Here is a 14,840-nt window from a genome sequence, read left to right on the forward strand (position 1 = left end):
GCCCTTGAGCAACCGCCCGGACGTCAGCGACGTCTCCGACCTCATCGTCGTCGGAGCGGGAGTGGTCGGCGCCGCCTGCGCCTACTACGCCGCCCGCTCCGGCCTCACCGTCACCGTGCTCGACCGCGGCCCCGTCGCCGGCGGGACCACGGGCGCCGGCGAAGGCAACCTCCTGGTCTCCGACAAGGAACCCGGCCCCGAGCTCGAACTGGCCCTGCTCTCCGCCCGGTTGTGGCAGGAGCTGGCCCAGGAGCTCCCCGCCCGGATCGAGTACGAGGCCAAGGGCGGCCTCGTCGTCGCCTCCGACGCCGCCGGCATGGCCGCGCTGCGGAAGTTCGCCGCCGCCCAGGCCGAGGCGGGCGTCACCGCCGAGGAGATACCCGCCGGCCGGCTGCACGAACTGGAACCGCACCTGGCACCCGGTCTCGGAGGCGGCTTCCACTACCCGCAGGACGCGCAGGTGCAGCCCGCCCTCGCCGCCGCCCACCTGCTGCGCGCCTCGGGCGCCCGGGTGCGCACCGGCGAAGAGGTCACCGCGGTCCTGACCGGCGCGCACGGCGAGGTGCGGGGCGTCCGTACGGCCGCGGGCGACCTGCACGCCCCGCACGTCGTCAACGCCGCCGGCACCTGGGGCGGCGACGTGGCCCGGCTCGCCGGCGCACACCTGCCCGTACTGCCCCGCCGCGGCTTCGTGCTCGTCACCGAACCCCTGCCGCGCGTGGTGCGGCACAAGGTCTACGCGGCCGACTACGTCGCCGACGTGGCCAGCGGATCCGCCGCGCTGCAGACCTCCGCGGTGGTCGAGGGCACCCCCGCGGGCCCGGTCCTCATCGGCGCCAGCCGCGAACGGGTCGGCTTCGACCGCACGCTGTCGGTCGAGGCGCTCCGCCGCCTCGCCGCACAGGCCACCGCGCTCTTCCCGGTCCTGGCCGGGATACGGGCCATCCGCACGTACGCCGGCTTCCGCCCGTACCTGCCCGACCACCTGCCCGCCATCGGCGCCGACCCCCGCGTCCCCGGCCTGCTGCACGCCTGCGGCCACGAGGGCGCCGGCATCGGGCTCGCCCCGGCCACGGGGGAGCTGATCGCCGCGATCCTGACGGGCCGGCGGCCCCCCGTGCCCCCGGCACCCTTCAGGCCCGACCGCTTCGGGCCGGCGTGAACGCCCGCCGGTCCGGCCGGTGCCGTCACGGCGCCCGGTCCCGGGACGCCGCGCCACCGCTGTCCCCTCACGTCAACACCCCAGCTGGAAGGAGCCCTGCCGTGGCGCGCGACCGCACCCCCGCCGACCTCGCCGGCGCGGACCCCGGACCGCCCTTCGAGATCACCTTCGACGGCCGTACGGTCACCGCCCTGCCCGGCCAGTCCGTCGCCGCCGCCCTGTGGGGCGCGGGCATCCTCGCCTGGCGCACCACCCGGAACGGAGGCCGCCCGCGCGGCGCCTTCTGCGGCATCGGGCAGTGCTACGACTGCCTCGCCACCGTCAACGGGGAACCCAACCGCCGGGCCTGCCTCGTACCCGCCCGGCCCGGCGACACGATCACCACCCAGGAGGGAGACGGCCATGCCGGGCTCGCCGTCTGAACCGCACGAGCGGGCCGAACCGCACGAGCGGGCCGTAGCGGATGAGCAGGCTGTTTCGGCTGAGCAGGCTGTTTCGGACGAGCAGGCCGTCCCGGATGAGCGGGCCGCCCCGGATGCGCCGTACGACCTCGCCGTGATCGGCGCGGGCCCCGCGGGCCTCGCCGGAGCCGTCACCGCCTGCGAACTCGGCCTGTCCGTCGTCCTCCTGGACGCCGCCCCGCAGACCGGCGGCCAGTACTTCCGCCACCCGGCCCCGGGCCTGCGCGCCGCGCGCCCGCAGGCCCTGCACCACGACTGGGCCGAGTTCGCCGCACTTCGCCGCCGCTTCGAGGAGAGCGACGTCACCCACCTCGCCCACCACCACGTCTGGACCGTCACCCGCCAGGGCGGCGACGGCACGTGGACCGTGCACGCCCTCACCGGCCCCGACGGCGGCAGCGGCACCCCGGCCCGGGTCCGGGCCCGCGCGGTCCTCCTCGCGACCGGCGCGTACGAGCGGCAACTCCCCTTCCCCGGCTGGACCCTGCCCGGAGTCGTCGGCGCCGGCGGCGCCCAGGCCATGCTCAAGTCCGGGCTCGTGCTGCCCGGACGGCGGATCGTCGTCGCCGGCAGCGGACCGCTCCTGCTCGCCGTCGCCTCCTCGCTCGCCGCCGCGGGCGCCCGCGTGCCCGCCGTGGTCGAGGCCTCCGGCTACCTCGGCTACGCCCGCAGCCCGCGCGCCCTCGCCGTCAGCCCCCACAAGCTCCTCGAAGCGGCGGTCCACGGCTCCGCGCTGCTGCGCCACCGCACACCGCTGCGCACCCGCAGCGCCGTCACCCACGTCCACGGCACCGACCGCGTCGAGGCCGTCACCGTCACTCGGCTCGACCGCGCCTGGCGGCCCCTGCCGGGCACCGGCCGCCGCATCGCCTGCGACGCACTGGCCGTCGGGCACGGGCTCGTACCGCAGACGGAACTGGCCACCGGCCTCGGCTGCGCGACACGCCGCACCCCCGACGGCACGCACGCCCTCGCCCTGGACGCCCTCCAGGAGACCTCGGTGCCCGGCCTGTGGGCCGCGGGCGAGACCGGCGGCACCGGGGGCTGGCAACTCGCCCGCACCGAGGGCGAACTGGCGGGCATCGCGGTGGCCGCCCGGCTGCGCGGGCTCCCCGCCCTCACCCGCGGCCGGCGCGCCCGGGACCTGGCCCGCCGCCGCGACCGCATGCGCGCCTTCGCCGACGCCATGGCCGCCGCCCACGCACCCGGCCCCGGCTGGACCGCCTGGCTCCCCGACGACACCGACGTCTGCCGCTGCGAGGAGGTCACCGCCGGCAGTGTCCGCGAGGCGGCCGGCGAACTCGGCGCCCGCGACGCCCGGACCGTCAAGCTCCTCACCCGGGCGGGCATGGGCTGGTGCCAGGGCCGGATGTGCGGCGCGGCCGTCGCCTGCCTCGCGGCGGAGAGCCGTACGGAGAGCTGTGCAGACAGCCGTTCGGACAGCCGTACGGAAGGCGGCGTGGAGGGCGGCTCGGAGGGCGGCCCGGGGGGCGGTACGGCGCAGGGGACCGTACCGCCCTCCGCCGAACGCCGGCCGCTCGCCGTGCCCGTACCGCTCGGCGACCTCGCCGGCCTGCCGGAGGAGACCGGGCACGCCCCGGCCGCCGGCTGACGGGCCGACGCGCCGACGGGCCTGAACCACCGACCGATCGCATCACGAAGGGCTACGCACATGACCACCGCCACCGCCTCCTGGACCGCCGACCGCCCCTGGCGCGGCATCATGGTCGCCACCGCGCTCCCGCTGCGCGAGGACCTCACCGTCGACCACGACGCCTACGCCGCGCACGTCCGTCACCTCCTGGACAACGGCTGCGACGGAGTCGTCCCCAACGGCTCCCTCGGCGAGTACCAGACCCTCACCCCGCTCGAGCGCGCCCGCGTGGTGCGCACCGCCGTCGAAGCCGCCGGCGACGCGGCCCGGGTGATGCCCGGCGTCGCCGCCTACGGCAGCGCCGAGGCCCGCCGCTGGGCGGACCAGGCCGCCGAGGCCGGCTGCGGCTCCGTCCTGCTGCTCCCGCCCAACGCCTACCGCGCCGACGAGCAGGCCGTACGCGCCCACTACGCGGACGTCGCCCGGGCCGGGATACCCGTCGTCGCCTACAACAACCCCATCGACACCAAGGTCGACCTGACCCCCGGCCTGCTCGCCCGGCTCCACGCCGACGGCAGCATCGTGGCCGTCAAGGAGTTCACGGGCGACGTCCGGCGCGCCTACGAGATCGCCGAACTCGCCCCCGACCTCGACCTGCTGATCGGCGCCGACGACGTCCTCCTGGAGCTCGCCACGGCGGGCGCCGCCGGCTGGATCGCCGGCTATCCCAACGCCTTCCCCGCCACCTGTGCCGCGCTCTACCGCGCCGCCGTCGCCGGGGACCTGCAGACGGCACTGCCGCTCTACCGCTCGCTGCACCCCCTGCTGCGCTGGGACTCCAGGACGGAGTTCGTGCAGGCCATCAAGCTCTCCATGGACCTCACCGGACAGCACGGCGGCCCCACCCGCCCGCCGCGCCTGCCGCTCACGGGCGAGGCGGAGGCCGCGGTGCGCGCCGCCACGGAGAAGGCCGTCGCCGACGGCCACCACTGACCCGGCTCCTTGCTCCCCGCTGTCCGGCAGAGCCGAAAGGAAAGGACGTCCGTGCGAACCCGTCACCTCTTCCATGCCGTCGACTCGCACACCGAGGGCATGCCGACGCGCGTCATCACCGGCGGCGTCGGCGTGATCCCCGGCGCCACCATGGCCGAGCGCCGGCTCCACTTCGCCGAGCACATGGACCATCTCCGTACGCTCCTGATGTACGAGCCGCGCGGCCACGCCTCCATGAGCGGCGCGATCCTCCAGCCCCCCACCCGGCCCGACGCGGACTACGGCGTCCTCTACATCGAGGTCTCCGGGCTGCTGCCCATGTGCGGGCACGGCACCATCGGCGTCGCGACCGTGCTCGTCGAGACCGGCATGGTGCCGGTCAGCGAGCCCGTCACCACCGTGCGCCTCGACACCCCCGCCGGCCTGATCACCGTCGACGTACAGGTCGAGGACGGCGCGGCCAAGGCCGTCACGCTCACCAACGTGCCCTCCTTCTGCCTCGGCCTCGACCGCAAGGCGGACGTGCCGGGGTACGGAACGGTCACCTACGACCTCGCCTTCGGCGGCAACTTCTACGCCTTCGTCGAACTCGACGCCCTGGGGCTGCCCTTCGACCGCGACCGCAAGGACGACCTGCTCGCCGCCGGGCTCGCCGTCATGGACGCGATCAACGCCTCGCCCGACCGGCCCGTCCACCCCGAAGACCCCGGGATCAACGGCCTCAAGCACGTCTACCTCGCGGCTCCCGGCTCGGACGCGCACCGCTCCCGGCACGCCATGGCGATCCACCCCGGCTGGTTCGACCGGTCCCCGTGCGGCACCGGCACCTCGGCGCGGATGGCACAGCTGCACGCCCGCGGCGCGCTCCCGCTGGAGCGCGACTTCGTCAACGAGTCCTTCATCGGCACCCGGTTCACCGGCCGCCTGGTGGGGGAGACGCAGGTCGCCGGCGTGCCGGCGGTCGTGCCCGCCGTCACCGGACGCGCCTGGATCACCGGCACCGCCCAGTACTTCCTCGACCCCGACGACCCCTTCCCCGGAGGTTTCCTCCTGTGACCGCCGCCCCCACCACCCCCCTCGTCTCCGTCAACCCGGCCGACCCCTCGGACGTCGTCACCGAGATCGCCGCGCCCGGCGCCGCGGCCGCGGCCGCGGCCGTCGAGCGGGCCCGCGCCGCCCGGCCCGGCTGGGTGCGTGCCGGAGCCGCCGCCCGCTCCGCGGCGCTCGGAGCCATCGCCTCGGCCGTCGAGGCCGCGGCCACGGAACTGGCCGCCCTCGCCGTGCGCGAGACGGGCAAACCCCTCGCCGAGGCACGGGCCGAGGCCGCGCGGACAGCCGCGATCTGGCGGTACTACGCCCAGGCCCCCTACGAGGCGGCCGGCACGGTCCACGAGACGGCCGCCGGCCCCGGGCTGCTGCTGACCCGCCGCCGCCCGTACGGCGTCGCCGGCCTGATCACGCCGTGGAACTTCCCCTTCGCCATCCCGTCGTGGAAGGCCGCGCCCGCCCTGGCGGTGGGCAACACGGTCGTCCTCAAGCCGGCGCCCGAGGCCACCGCCTGTGCGCTGCGCCTGGCCGAGATCGTCGAAGCGGCGGTGCCGGACGGCGTGTTCACGGTGGTGCCCGGCGGCGCGGCGGAAGGCGGCGCCGTCGTCTCGGCCGCGGACGTCGTCTCCTTCACCGGCTCCACCGCCGCCGGCGATGCCGTCGCCCGGGCCGCCGCCGCCCGCGGCGTCCCCGTCCAGGCCGAGACGGGCGGGCTGAACGCGGCGATCGTCCTGCCCGACGCCGACATCGGGCGGGCCGCCGCCCACATCGCCGCCGCCCTCGCCGGCTACGCGGGGCAGAAGTGCACCGCCACCAGCCGCGTCATCGCCGTCGGCACCGCCCTCGGCCCGCTCCGCGAAGCCCTCGCGGAGGCGCTGCGCGCCCTGCCCGTCGGCGACCCGGCCGACCCCGCGACGGTGTGCGGCCCCCTCATCTCGGGCCGGGCCCTCGACCGCTTCGGCCGGGCGCTGACCGGCGTCCCCGTCCTCGCCGCGGGCAGCACCGCGGAGGGCCCGGGCTGGTACGCGCCTCCCACGGTCGCCGAGAAGGTGCCCGACGGCCACCCGCTGCTCACCGAGGAGGTGTTCGCGCCCGTCGCCGCCCTGCTGCCCGCCGACGACCTGCAGCACGCCGTACGGATCAGCAACGCGGTCCCGTACGGGCTGGTCACGTCCGTCCACACCGCCGGCCTGGAAGCGGTGCTGCAGGGCCTCGACGACCTCGACACCGGCATGATCCGCGTCAACGCACCGTCCACCGGCGCCGACTTCCACGTGCCGTTCGGCGGGACCAAGGCCTCCGGCCACGGGCCCCGCGAACAGGGCCGCGCCGTACTGGACTTCTACACCTCCAGCCGCACCTACACCCTGGCACCCTGAGCAAGATGTGACATTGTACGCTTGGTGGTCCAGTCCATCGGGGCACGAAAGGGACACCATGGGCCACCTCAAACAGCGCAACCTCATCACCGCCACCGAGCGGCTGCGCGACCAGGTCGCCCACGCCCTGCGCGCCGCCCTCATCTCCGGCGAACTGCGCCCCGGCGAGGTCTACTCCGCACCGCAGCTCGCGGTGGACTTCGGCATCTCCGCGACCCCGGTGCGCGAGGCCATGCTCGACCTCGCCCGCGAGGGCCTGGTCGAGCCGGTCCGCAACAAGGGCTTCCGGGTCACCGAGGTCAACGAGCGCGACCTCGACCAGTACACCGAGATCCGCACGCTCATCGAGGTCCCCATGACCGGCCGGATCACCCGCGCCGCGGCGCGCGAGGACCTCGAAGCGCTCCGCCCGGTCGCCGAGGAGATCGTGCGCGCCGCCCGCGACCACGACCTCATCGGCTACCTGGAGGCCGACCGGCAGTTCCACCTCACGCTGCTGGCCCTCTCCGGCAACGAACGCCTCGTCGAGACGGTCGGCGACCTGCGCAAGCGCTCGCGCCTGTACGGGCTGACCGCGCTGGACGAGCGCGGCGACCTCATCCCCTCCGCCGAGGAACACCTCGAACTCCTGGACCTGATGCTCGCGGGCGACGCCAAGGGCGCCGAAAAGTGCATGGCCCGCCACCTCGGCCACGTGCGCTCCCTGTGGGCGAAGGGCGGGGACAGGCCGTGACGCCGCCCCGCCGGCTTCAGTTCTCCACCGTCTGGACCTGAGGCGGGTGGCCGTTCCAGGTGACGAACAGTGACGTCGTCCTCGTGCCGGCCATGAAGTCCACCCGGATCCACGCGCTCTGCTTCCACACGCGCATCTGCCAGCCCTCGTCCGGCGTCGCCGAGACGAGCGCGGCCGAGGACTCGCCCAGGTCGAACACCGCCCGCCCGCCCCGGACGGGAAAGCTCTTCACGTCGCCGTTGCCGCCCGACGGCGAGGGGGAGCCGGGCCGCGGTGACGCTGCGGCGCCCGGCGCGGGTGCCGTGCCGCTCCGGGGCGGTGACGACGGGGCCGGCTGTTCCGGCGTGCGCGGCGAGCGGGCCGGCTCGCTCGCCCCCGGGCCGGGCGGCGGTGTCGTGCCGGAGATCGGCAGCGCGCGCGGCGGCTCGTAGGCCGTGCCCGTCAGCACGGTCCGCACCCCGTACCAGGACACCGCCATGGCCGCCGCCGTCGCCAGCACCCACGCCAGCACCTGCATGATTCCTCGCCTCACCTGGCTCATAGTGCCTCACCCGTATGGCGTACGGTGCGGGCCATGGCAAGACTGCTCGTAGTCGAGGACGATCCGTTCGTGCGCTCCGCCCTCATCCGGGAGCTGACCGAGGCCGCGCACACCGTACGCAGCGTCGGGACCGCCCTCGAAGCGCTGCGCGAAGTCGCACAGGTCGGCTTCGACCTGGTCATCCTCGACCTCGGCCTGCCGGACCTCGACGGGGCGCAGGCACTGAAGATGCTGCGCGGCATCACCGACGTGCCGGTCATCGTCGCCACCGCGCGCGACGACGAAGCCGAGATCATCCGGCTGCTCACCGACGGCGCCGACGACTACCTCGTCAAACCCTTCTCCGTGGCGCACCTGACCGCGCGCATGGCCGCCGTGCTGCGCCGCACCGGCAGGGGCGGCGGCGCCGCGGGCGACGCGGCGCCCTCGGGGGCACTGCGGGTCGGCGCACTGGCCGTCGACCCGCTGCGCCGGCTCGCGGAACTCGACGGGACCGCCCTGGACCTGACCCGGCGTGAGTTCGACCTGCTCGCCTACCTGGCCGGCCGCCCCGGCGTCGTCGTACCGCGCAGGGAACTCCTCGCCGAGGTCTGGCAGCAGTCCTACGGCGACGACCAGACCATCGACGTGCACCTGTCCTGGCTGCGCCGCAAACTCGGCGAGACGGCCGCCAGCCCCCGCTACCTGCACACCGTCCGCGGGGTCGGGGTGAAGCTGGAACAGCCCCCGGCGGAACAGGCATGAGATGGGCGCTCGTCAGAGTGTCGCTGGCCGTCACGGTGATGGTGGTCCTGGCCTTCGCCGTGCCCCTCGGACTGGTCGTCAAGGAGCTGGCCCGCGACCGCGCCTTCGCCGACGCCGAACGGCAGGCGGCCCAGATCCGGCCCGCGCTCGCCATCACCACCGACCGCGACCAGCTGGAGCGCGCCGTCGCCAGCTCGCAGGCCGGCGGCGAGGAGCGGATGGCCGTCCACGTCCCGGGCGACGGCTCCGCGCGCCGGGGAACGGGCGGCGGCCCGCACGACGCACACCCGGTGCCGGTGCGCGAGGCCTACGACATCGGCCGCAGCCGGGCCGAGCCGCGCGACGTGGAGACCGCCCGCCGCGGCCGCTCCGCCGTCACCTCCGTGCCCGGCGGCTACGCCCTGCTCCAGCCGACGGCCCTGAGCACCGGCGAGTTCGCGGTCGTCGAGGTCTACGTCCCGCACCGCGCGGTCGGCAACGGCGTCACCACGTCCTGGGCGATCCTCACCGCCGTGGGCCTCGGCCTGGTCGTCGGCTCCGTCGCCCTCGCCGACCGCCTCGGGCTGCGCCTCGTACGCCCGGCGGAGCGGCTCGCGCGGGCCGCCGCCGAGCTGGGGGAGGGGAAACTGGGCGTGCGCGTCCGCGAGGGCGGCCCGGCCGAACTGCGCGCCGCGGCCGTGGCGTTCAACTCCATGGCCGACAAGATCGTGCAGCTCCTCGCCGCCGAACGCGAGCTCGCCGCCGACCTCTCGCACCGGCTCCGCACCCCCCTCACCGTCCTCCGCCTCAACGCCGCGTCCCTCGGCGAGGGCCCGGCCGCCGACCAGACCCGCGCCGCCGTCGCCCAGCTGGAACGCGAGGTCGACCAGCTGATCCGCGCCGCCCGCGAGCAGGGCGAGCAGAAGGAGCGGCCCCCGCTCGGCTGCGACGCCTGCGAAGTGATCCGCGACCGGATGGACTTCTGGTCCGCGCTCGCCGAGGACGAGGGGCGCGCGGCCGGGCTCGCAGGCGTCGACACGACCGCACGCGTCCCCGTCGCCCGCCCCGAACTCGTCGCCGCGCTCGACGCGATGCTCGGCAACGTCTTCCGGCACACCCCGGAAGGCACCGCCTTCGCCGTCGACGTGCACCGCAGCGAGGAGGCCGTGATCGTCCTCGTCTCCGACGCGGGCCCCGGCATCCCCGACCCCGACGCCGCGCTGCGCCGCGGCCACGGCGACGGAGGCCCCGGATCCACCGGACTCGGCCTGGACATCGTGCGCCGGGTCGCGGAGTCCACGGGCGGCGACGTACGCATCGGGCGGTCGGTGCTCGGCGGAACGGAGGTGCGGGTGTGGCTCGCGCTCGACGGAGGGGCCGGACCGCGGCGCCGCGCCCGCCGCCGGGTACGGCGCGGCCGGGCCCGGCATTAACGCCCGCCCATGCCTTCCTTAAGCGAGTCATAAGAAGCCCGCCCCGGGCCGTGGTTGGGCGAATTGCCCGGTTCCCTCTCGCTAGCGTGCCGACCGTACCCACCCCCCGAAGTGAGAACAGGCAGGCATGCGATGGGATCCAACGCACACCGCCGGCGAGTCGGCCGCAAGGCGCGGCTCGCCGGCATCGGGGCCGCCGCGGCACTCGCGACGGGCGCCGCGTTCACCCTCACCGGCACGGCACAGGCCACGCCGGTCGGCGCGGACTTCTCCACCACCGGCTCCTGGTCCGGCGGCTACACCGGGCAGTACGTCCTCACCAACGGCACGGGCAAGGAACTACCGGGCTGGAAGCTGACGTTCGACCTCCCGGAGGGCGCGAAGATCACGTCCCTGTGGAACGGCAAGCACACCGTCAGCGGCCGCAGCGTCACCGTCGAGCCGGAGAGCTGGAACAGGACGATCGCCCCCGGCGCGTCCGTGACCGTCGGCTTCGTCGCCACCGGTGCCGCGGGCGGCGCCGCCCCGGCGAACTGCCGGATCAACGGCGCGAAGTGCTCGGCGGACAAGAACCCGGACCCGCGGCCGACCAGCCCCGCGCCGAGCCCCTCCCGTCCCGGGCCGACCGGCACCCCCGCCCCCGGCGGCGCGAAGGCCGCCTTCGCCCCGTACGTCGACACCCTCCTCCACCCCTCGTACGACCTCCTGGCCACCGCCGGGAAGACGGGCGTCAAGGACTTCACCCTCGCGTTCGTCACCTCCGGCGGCGGCTGCACCCCCAAGTGGGGCGGCGTCAGCGACCTCGGCAGCAACCCCGTCGCCCAGCAGATAGGCCGGCTGCGCGAGGCGGGCGGCGACGTACGGGTCTCCTTCGGCGGCGCCGCCGGCTCCGAGCTGGGACTCGCCTGTTCCTCCGCCGGAGACCTCGCCGCCGCGTACGGCAAGGTCGTGGACGCGTACAAGCTCACCAAGGTCGACTTCGACATCGAGGGCGGCGCGCTGCCCGACACCGCCGCCAACACGCGCCGCGCCCAGGCCATCGCGCTGCTGCAGAAGAAGCACCCCGGCCTCGACGTCTCCTTCACGCTCCCCGTGATGCCCACGGGCCTCACCCAGGACGGCGTCAACCTCCTCGGGAACGCCAAGAAGAACGGCGCGGCCGTCTCCTCGGTCAACATCATGGCCATGGACTACGGGTCGTCGTTCAACGGCGACATGGGGCAGTACGCGATCGACGCCGCCACGGCGACGCAGGCCCAGGTCAAGGGCGTGCTCGGGCTGAGTGATCCGGCCGCGTGGAAGGCCGTCGCGGTCACCCCGATGATCGGCGTCAACGACGTGTCCAGCGAGGTCTTCAAGACCGACGACGCCGAGCAGCTGGTGAAGTTCGCCCGCTCCAAGGGCCTCGGCCGGCTGTCGATGTGGTCCGCCACGCGCGATAAGCAGTGCCCGGGCGGCGCGCAGAACTCGGCCTCCGCCACCTGCAGCTCCGTCCTGCAGGACGAATTCGCCTTCACCAAGGCCTTCGCCGCCTTCAAGGGCTGAGGCGCTTCCCGTTCCCCGTGCGGATTCCCCCCACTCCCCCCCACTTCCCCCCACACCCTTCCCCGATGATGAAGGAGACACCCCCCATGCCCACACGCAACAAGGCCGTCCGCATCTCCGCACTCGGCCTCGCACCCCTCACGCTCGGCTTCACCCTCACCGCGCTGGCCGCAGGGCCGGCCGCCGCGCACGGCTCCATGACGGATCCGGTCAGCCGGATCTCCGCCTGCTTCGCCGAGGGGCCGGAGCACCCGCGCTCGGCGGCCTGCAAGGCGATGGTCGCGGCCGGCGGAACCCAGCCGCTCTACGACTGGAACGAGGTCAACATCGGCACCGCCGCCGGCCGCCACCGCCAGATCATCCCGGACGGCAAGCTGTGCAGCGCCGGGCGCGACAAGTACAAGGGGCTGGACGCGGCACGCGCCGACTGGCCGGGGACGAAGCTCGCCCCGGGCAAGCACACCTTCAAGTACCGGGCGACCGCCCCGCACCGCGGCACGTTCGAGCTGTACGTCACCAAGGACGGATACGACCCGCGGAAGCCGCTGAAGTGGTCGGACCTGGAGGCGAAGCCGTTCGCCAAGGTCACGAACCCGACCCTGAAGGACGGGAGCTACGTCTTCGACGGGACGGTCCCGAAGAAGTCCGGCCGCCACCTGATCTACAGCATCTGGCAGCGCTCGGACAGTCCCGAGGCGTTCTACACCTGCTCCGACGTGGACTTCGGCGGGAGGACGGCGGCGACGAAGGCCGTTGCCGCGGCACCCGAGGCCTCCGCCCCGAGCGACACGCAGATCACCGAGGAGGCCGCCAAGTCGACCGTCGACCACGGTGGACACGGCGGCGACGGTCCGGGCGAGGAGGGCCGTGGCGGGGGCGGGCACGCCGAGAACGCGCACGCCATGGGCGGGCACGAGCCGCAGACGGACGCGGCGAAGGACGCCGGCGTACCCTCCGCCCAGGGCGGGCGCCTGGCCGAGACCGGCGGCGACAGCCGTACGGCGATGCTGGCCGTCGGGGGTGCCGGAACCCTGGCCGCCGGATCCGCCGCCCTCCTCCTGGCCGCGCGTAGGCGCGCCGCCCGGAACCGGGCCTAGGCACCGGCCGCCTTCCCCCGGGCGCGCCGCTGCCGGTCCCATGCCGGCCGCCCGCGCCCGCAGCGGCAGCACTTCGGGGCAGGACAGCCGGAACACGGGCCCGAGGCCGAAGCCGAAGGCCGTGGCGTACGCGAAGACGCACGCCACGGCGGGCGGGCCCGTGTCCGGGAAGAGGGCCGGCAGCACCGTCCCGCCGGGCCGCCGAGCGCGACCAGCCGCGGCACCTTCTCCCACGGCCGGACAGCGGTGGCACGGGATCCGAGCTGTGCGTCGGTCATGGTCCCTCCGGCATCGGTGAGGATGCCGGGGCGGTCTGCCACCCGTGCGGCTTGCCGCGGCAGGCCGCCAACGGGCCTGCCGCGGGCCTAGTGGCTCTGCGTGTTCAGGAAGCCGATGACGACCGCGCCCCACCAGCAGATCTGGGAGACGAGGGCGGTGGCTCCGCCCCAGGCCAGGATGCCCGTCGAGGGCGAGGCGGAGGCCTGCTCGGCCATGCGCCGGTTCAGCAGGCCCGCCTGCAGGCCGTTGAGGCTGAGGACCAGGACCATCACCAGCTTGGTGGCGGTGAGGGTGGCGGAGGGGTTGGGGTGGAGCAGCATGCCGCTGGCGACGAGGGCCACGAGACCGGCCCAGATGGGCGTGTGCAGGCGGCCCGCGCTGCCGAGGGCCTCCTGGAGGGTGCAGCGGCCGGTCATCCACAGGAGCCCGTAGTAGTCGGCGACCAGCACGGCGCCGAAGCCGAGCACGAGGCCGGCGAGGTGGACGAAGAGCGCGGCGGTGTGCAGCGTCGCGTCCGCCTGCAGGTGCACGGAGATCCACACGGAGACGGCCCAGGCCGCGCAGATCGCGACTCCGGCGCCGGCGACCGTCCACCAGGAGTCGTACAGGCCGAGCGGCTTCGCGTGCCGGGCCCCCGGCGACGGGGCGGCGATGCGGACCGGGCCGCGCGGATGGATGACGGACAGCGGCGGTTCGGACGGCAGAGCGGACACGGGATTCTCCAAACGCAGACCCTTACGAAGGTAAGGCTGACTCATTACTGGGCATGGCAAATTTTTCTCGGGGAAACCGGCTTAAGTGCGGGATAAGCCTGAACACTCTCGCGGGGAAATCGCAAGCTCTGCAGGTCACAGGGGTAATCGCGCGCTTTTCGGCTGCGGCGGCCGGAAATTGATCAGCATTCGCGGACCGGCTGACGCTGTGCACGGGTGCGCTCGCTCCCTGTCACCCCTGCGGCCCGGCGGTGTGAGGCCGCCCATGAGGCCTGGATCACTTACTAACGCGCTTAGTCGAAGGATTGCGGAAATAAGGGGGCTGTGCGGCTGTGCCCGGTCCTTTCCATGAATGGGGGTAGTAGGTCACAGGTCTTGTCAGGGGTTTTGGGTGCCGCTAACAATTGCGGGGTCGCTGGGCGCCGTCGACCGAGAAACGGCGCTTCGTTATTGCGCCGCTTCAGGGCCGGGCGACATCCGCGATTGGAAGGTTCAGCTCAGTTATGCGCTCCACCATCTCCGGCTATACCCGTCTCCCGAAGATTCACAAGTTCTCTGTTGCCGGCATTGCCGCGACCGGTGCCGCCGTCGTCGCGGTGGCCGTCGCCCCGCACGCTTTCGCCGCCGACACCGCCTCCGCTTCCGCCGTGAAGCCGGTGGCGTGGAGCGCCGAGGCCTTCGGTGAGACGCAGCAGGACGCGCTGGAGCAGCAGACCACTGCCGCCGTCACGGCCGCCAAGGCTGACGCCGGTGCCGCTGTGGTGAAGGCGAAGGCTGACAAGGAGCGCGCCGAGAAGCAGGCCGCCAACCGTTCCACCGAGCGCAAGGCTCTTGAGGCCAAGCCCGCCGCCCCGGCCAAGCCCGCCGCCCCGGCCAAGCCCGCTGCCCCGGCCAAGCCCGCTGCCCCGGCCAAGCCGGCTGCTCCGGCGAAGAAGGCCTACGCCGACAACGTGGACGGCTGGATCCAGGAGTCCCTGGACATCCTGCGGGCCAAGGGCATCCCGGCCTCCTACGACGGCATCAAGAAGAATGTGATGCGTGAGTCGACGGGCAACCCCCGCGCCATCAACGACTGGGACGTCAACGCCGTCAACGGCGTCCCGTCGAAGGGTCTGCTGCAGATGATCGACCCGACGTTCA

The 14,840-nt window shown here is 74.3% G+C and carries 14 protein-coding genes; 12 read left to right on the forward strand and 2 right to left on the reverse strand.

The genetic code is table 11. The features are described from left to right. Positions 1-4 precede the first annotated feature (4 nt). The 7 genes from ACOTKD_RS37020 (at position 5) to ACOTKD_RS37050 (ending at position 7,369) form a co-directional block, all read left to right on the forward strand. On the forward strand, positions 5-1,162 hold the full coding sequence (locus tag ACOTKD_RS37020; RefSeq protein ID WP_424893415.1) for an NAD(P)/FAD-dependent oxidoreductase: 1,158 nt from the start codon (positions 5-7) through the stop codon (positions 1,160-1,162). Positions 1,163-1,263: 101 nt separating this feature from the next. Further along, entirely contained in the window at positions 1,264-1,584 is a 321-nt protein-coding gene (locus ACOTKD_RS37025; protein WP_424893401.1) for a (2Fe-2S)-binding protein, read from the forward strand. Next, positions 1,565-3,235, forward strand: a complete 1,671-nt coding sequence (locus ACOTKD_RS37030; RefSeq protein WP_424893402.1) for an FAD-dependent oxidoreductase — start codon at positions 1,565-1,567, stop codon at positions 3,233-3,235. Before ACOTKD_RS37025 ends, ACOTKD_RS37030 begins: the two co-directional genes overlap by 20 nt. Before the next feature lie 60 nt (positions 3,236-3,295). Beyond that, positions 3,296-4,210 carry a dihydrodipicolinate synthase family protein gene (locus ACOTKD_RS37035; protein ID WP_424893403.1) on the forward strand — a complete coding sequence of 305 codons (915 nt, stop codon included), beginning with the start codon at positions 3,296-3,298 and terminating at the stop codon, positions 4,208-4,210. A gap of 51 nt (positions 4,211-4,261) precedes the next feature. Further along, positions 4,262-5,266 carry a proline racemase family protein gene (locus ACOTKD_RS37040; protein ID WP_424893404.1) on the forward strand — a complete coding sequence of 335 codons (1,005 nt, stop codon included), beginning with the start codon at positions 4,262-4,264 and terminating at the stop codon, positions 5,264-5,266. Then, positions 5,263-6,636 carry an aldehyde dehydrogenase family protein gene (locus tag ACOTKD_RS37045; RefSeq protein WP_424893405.1) on the forward strand — a complete coding sequence of 458 codons (1,374 nt, stop codon included), beginning with the start codon at positions 5,263-5,265 and terminating at the stop codon, positions 6,634-6,636. Before ACOTKD_RS37040 ends, ACOTKD_RS37045 begins: the two co-directional genes overlap by 4 nt. Positions 6,637-6,694: 58 nt before the next feature. Then, the gene (locus ACOTKD_RS37050; RefSeq protein ID WP_424893406.1) at positions 6,695-7,369 is read left to right on the forward strand and encodes a GntR family transcriptional regulator; all 675 of its coding nucleotides are present in this window, start codon (positions 6,695-6,697) and stop codon (positions 7,367-7,369) included. Between the two features lie 16 nt (positions 7,370-7,385). Here ACOTKD_RS37050 and ACOTKD_RS37055 read toward each other — a convergent pair whose 3' ends face one another. Continuing rightward, entirely contained in the window at positions 7,386-7,910 is a 525-nt protein-coding gene (locus tag ACOTKD_RS37055; RefSeq protein ID WP_424893407.1) for a hypothetical protein, read from the reverse strand. A 33-nt stretch (positions 7,911-7,943) separates the two neighbouring features. Between ACOTKD_RS37055 and ACOTKD_RS37060 the strand changes: the two genes are divergently transcribed. The 4 genes from ACOTKD_RS37060 to ACOTKD_RS37075 all read left to right on the forward strand — a co-directional run bounded on the left by ACOTKD_RS37060 (position 7,944) and on the right by ACOTKD_RS37075 (position 12,708). After that, on the forward strand, positions 7,944-8,654 hold the full coding sequence (locus ACOTKD_RS37060) for a response regulator transcription factor (RefSeq protein ID WP_424893408.1): 711 nt from the start codon (positions 7,944-7,946) through the stop codon (positions 8,652-8,654). Continuing rightward, positions 8,651-10,066, forward strand: a complete 1,416-nt coding sequence (locus ACOTKD_RS37065) for a sensor histidine kinase (RefSeq protein WP_424893409.1) — start codon at positions 8,651-8,653, stop codon at positions 10,064-10,066. Before ACOTKD_RS37060 ends, ACOTKD_RS37065 begins: the two co-directional genes overlap by 4 nt. 132 nt (positions 10,067-10,198) lie before the next feature. After that, positions 10,199-11,611 carry a cellulose binding domain-containing protein gene (locus ACOTKD_RS37070; protein ID WP_424893410.1) on the forward strand — a complete coding sequence of 471 codons (1,413 nt, stop codon included), beginning with the start codon at positions 10,199-10,201 and terminating at the stop codon, positions 11,609-11,611. Between the two features lie 86 nt (positions 11,612-11,697). Then, positions 11,698-12,708, forward strand: a complete 1,011-nt coding sequence (locus ACOTKD_RS37075) for a lytic polysaccharide monooxygenase auxiliary activity family 9 protein (RefSeq protein WP_424893411.1) — start codon at positions 11,698-11,700, stop codon at positions 12,706-12,708. A 365-nt stretch (positions 12,709-13,073) separates the two neighbouring features. Here ACOTKD_RS37075 and ACOTKD_RS37080 read toward each other — a convergent pair whose 3' ends face one another. Continuing rightward, complete coding sequence (locus ACOTKD_RS37080; protein ID WP_424893412.1) at positions 13,074-13,700, reverse strand: hypothetical protein; 627 nt, start codon at positions 13,698-13,700, stop codon at positions 13,074-13,076. Between the two features lie 503 nt (positions 13,701-14,203). Between ACOTKD_RS37080 and ACOTKD_RS37085 the strand changes: the two genes are divergently transcribed. Then, positions 14,204-14,840 (forward strand): transglycosylase SLT domain-containing protein (locus tag ACOTKD_RS37085; RefSeq protein ID WP_424893413.1); only part of this gene is annotated, 637 nt, incomplete at its 3' end.

Origin of the sequence: Streptomyces sp. XH2, from assembly GCF_049725035.1 — a bacterium.
GTDB lineage: Bacteria > Actinomycetota > Actinomycetes > Streptomycetales > Streptomycetaceae > Streptomyces > Streptomyces roseoverticillatus.

Bases quoted from the DNA above. Each gene is read 5' to 3' on its own strand.
- ACOTKD_RS37030 (WP_424893402.1), top strand. From the start codon at position 1,565: ATGCCGGGCTCGCCGTCTGAACCGCACGAGCGGGCCGAACCGCACGAG.
- ACOTKD_RS37035 (WP_424893403.1), top strand. From the start codon at position 3,296: ATGACCACCGCCACCGCCTCCTGGACCGCCGACCGCCCCTGGCGCGGC.
- ACOTKD_RS37050 (WP_424893406.1), top strand. From the start codon at position 6,695: ATGGGCCACCTCAAACAGCGCAACCTCATCACCGCCACCGAGCGGCTG.
- ACOTKD_RS37055 (WP_424893407.1), bottom strand. From the start codon at position 7,910: ATGAGCCAGGTGAGGCGAGGAATCATGCAGGTGCTGGCGTGGGTGCTG.
- ACOTKD_RS37060 (WP_424893408.1), top strand. From the start codon at position 7,944: ATGGCAAGACTGCTCGTAGTCGAGGACGATCCGTTCGTGCGCTCCGCC.
- ACOTKD_RS37065 (WP_424893409.1), top strand. From the start codon at position 8,651: ATGAGATGGGCGCTCGTCAGAGTGTCGCTGGCCGTCACGGTGATGGTG.
- ACOTKD_RS37070 (WP_424893410.1), top strand. From the start codon at position 10,199: ATGGGATCCAACGCACACCGCCGGCGAGTCGGCCGCAAGGCGCGGCTC.
- ACOTKD_RS37075 (WP_424893411.1), top strand. From the start codon at position 11,698: ATGCCCACACGCAACAAGGCCGTCCGCATCTCCGCACTCGGCCTCGCA.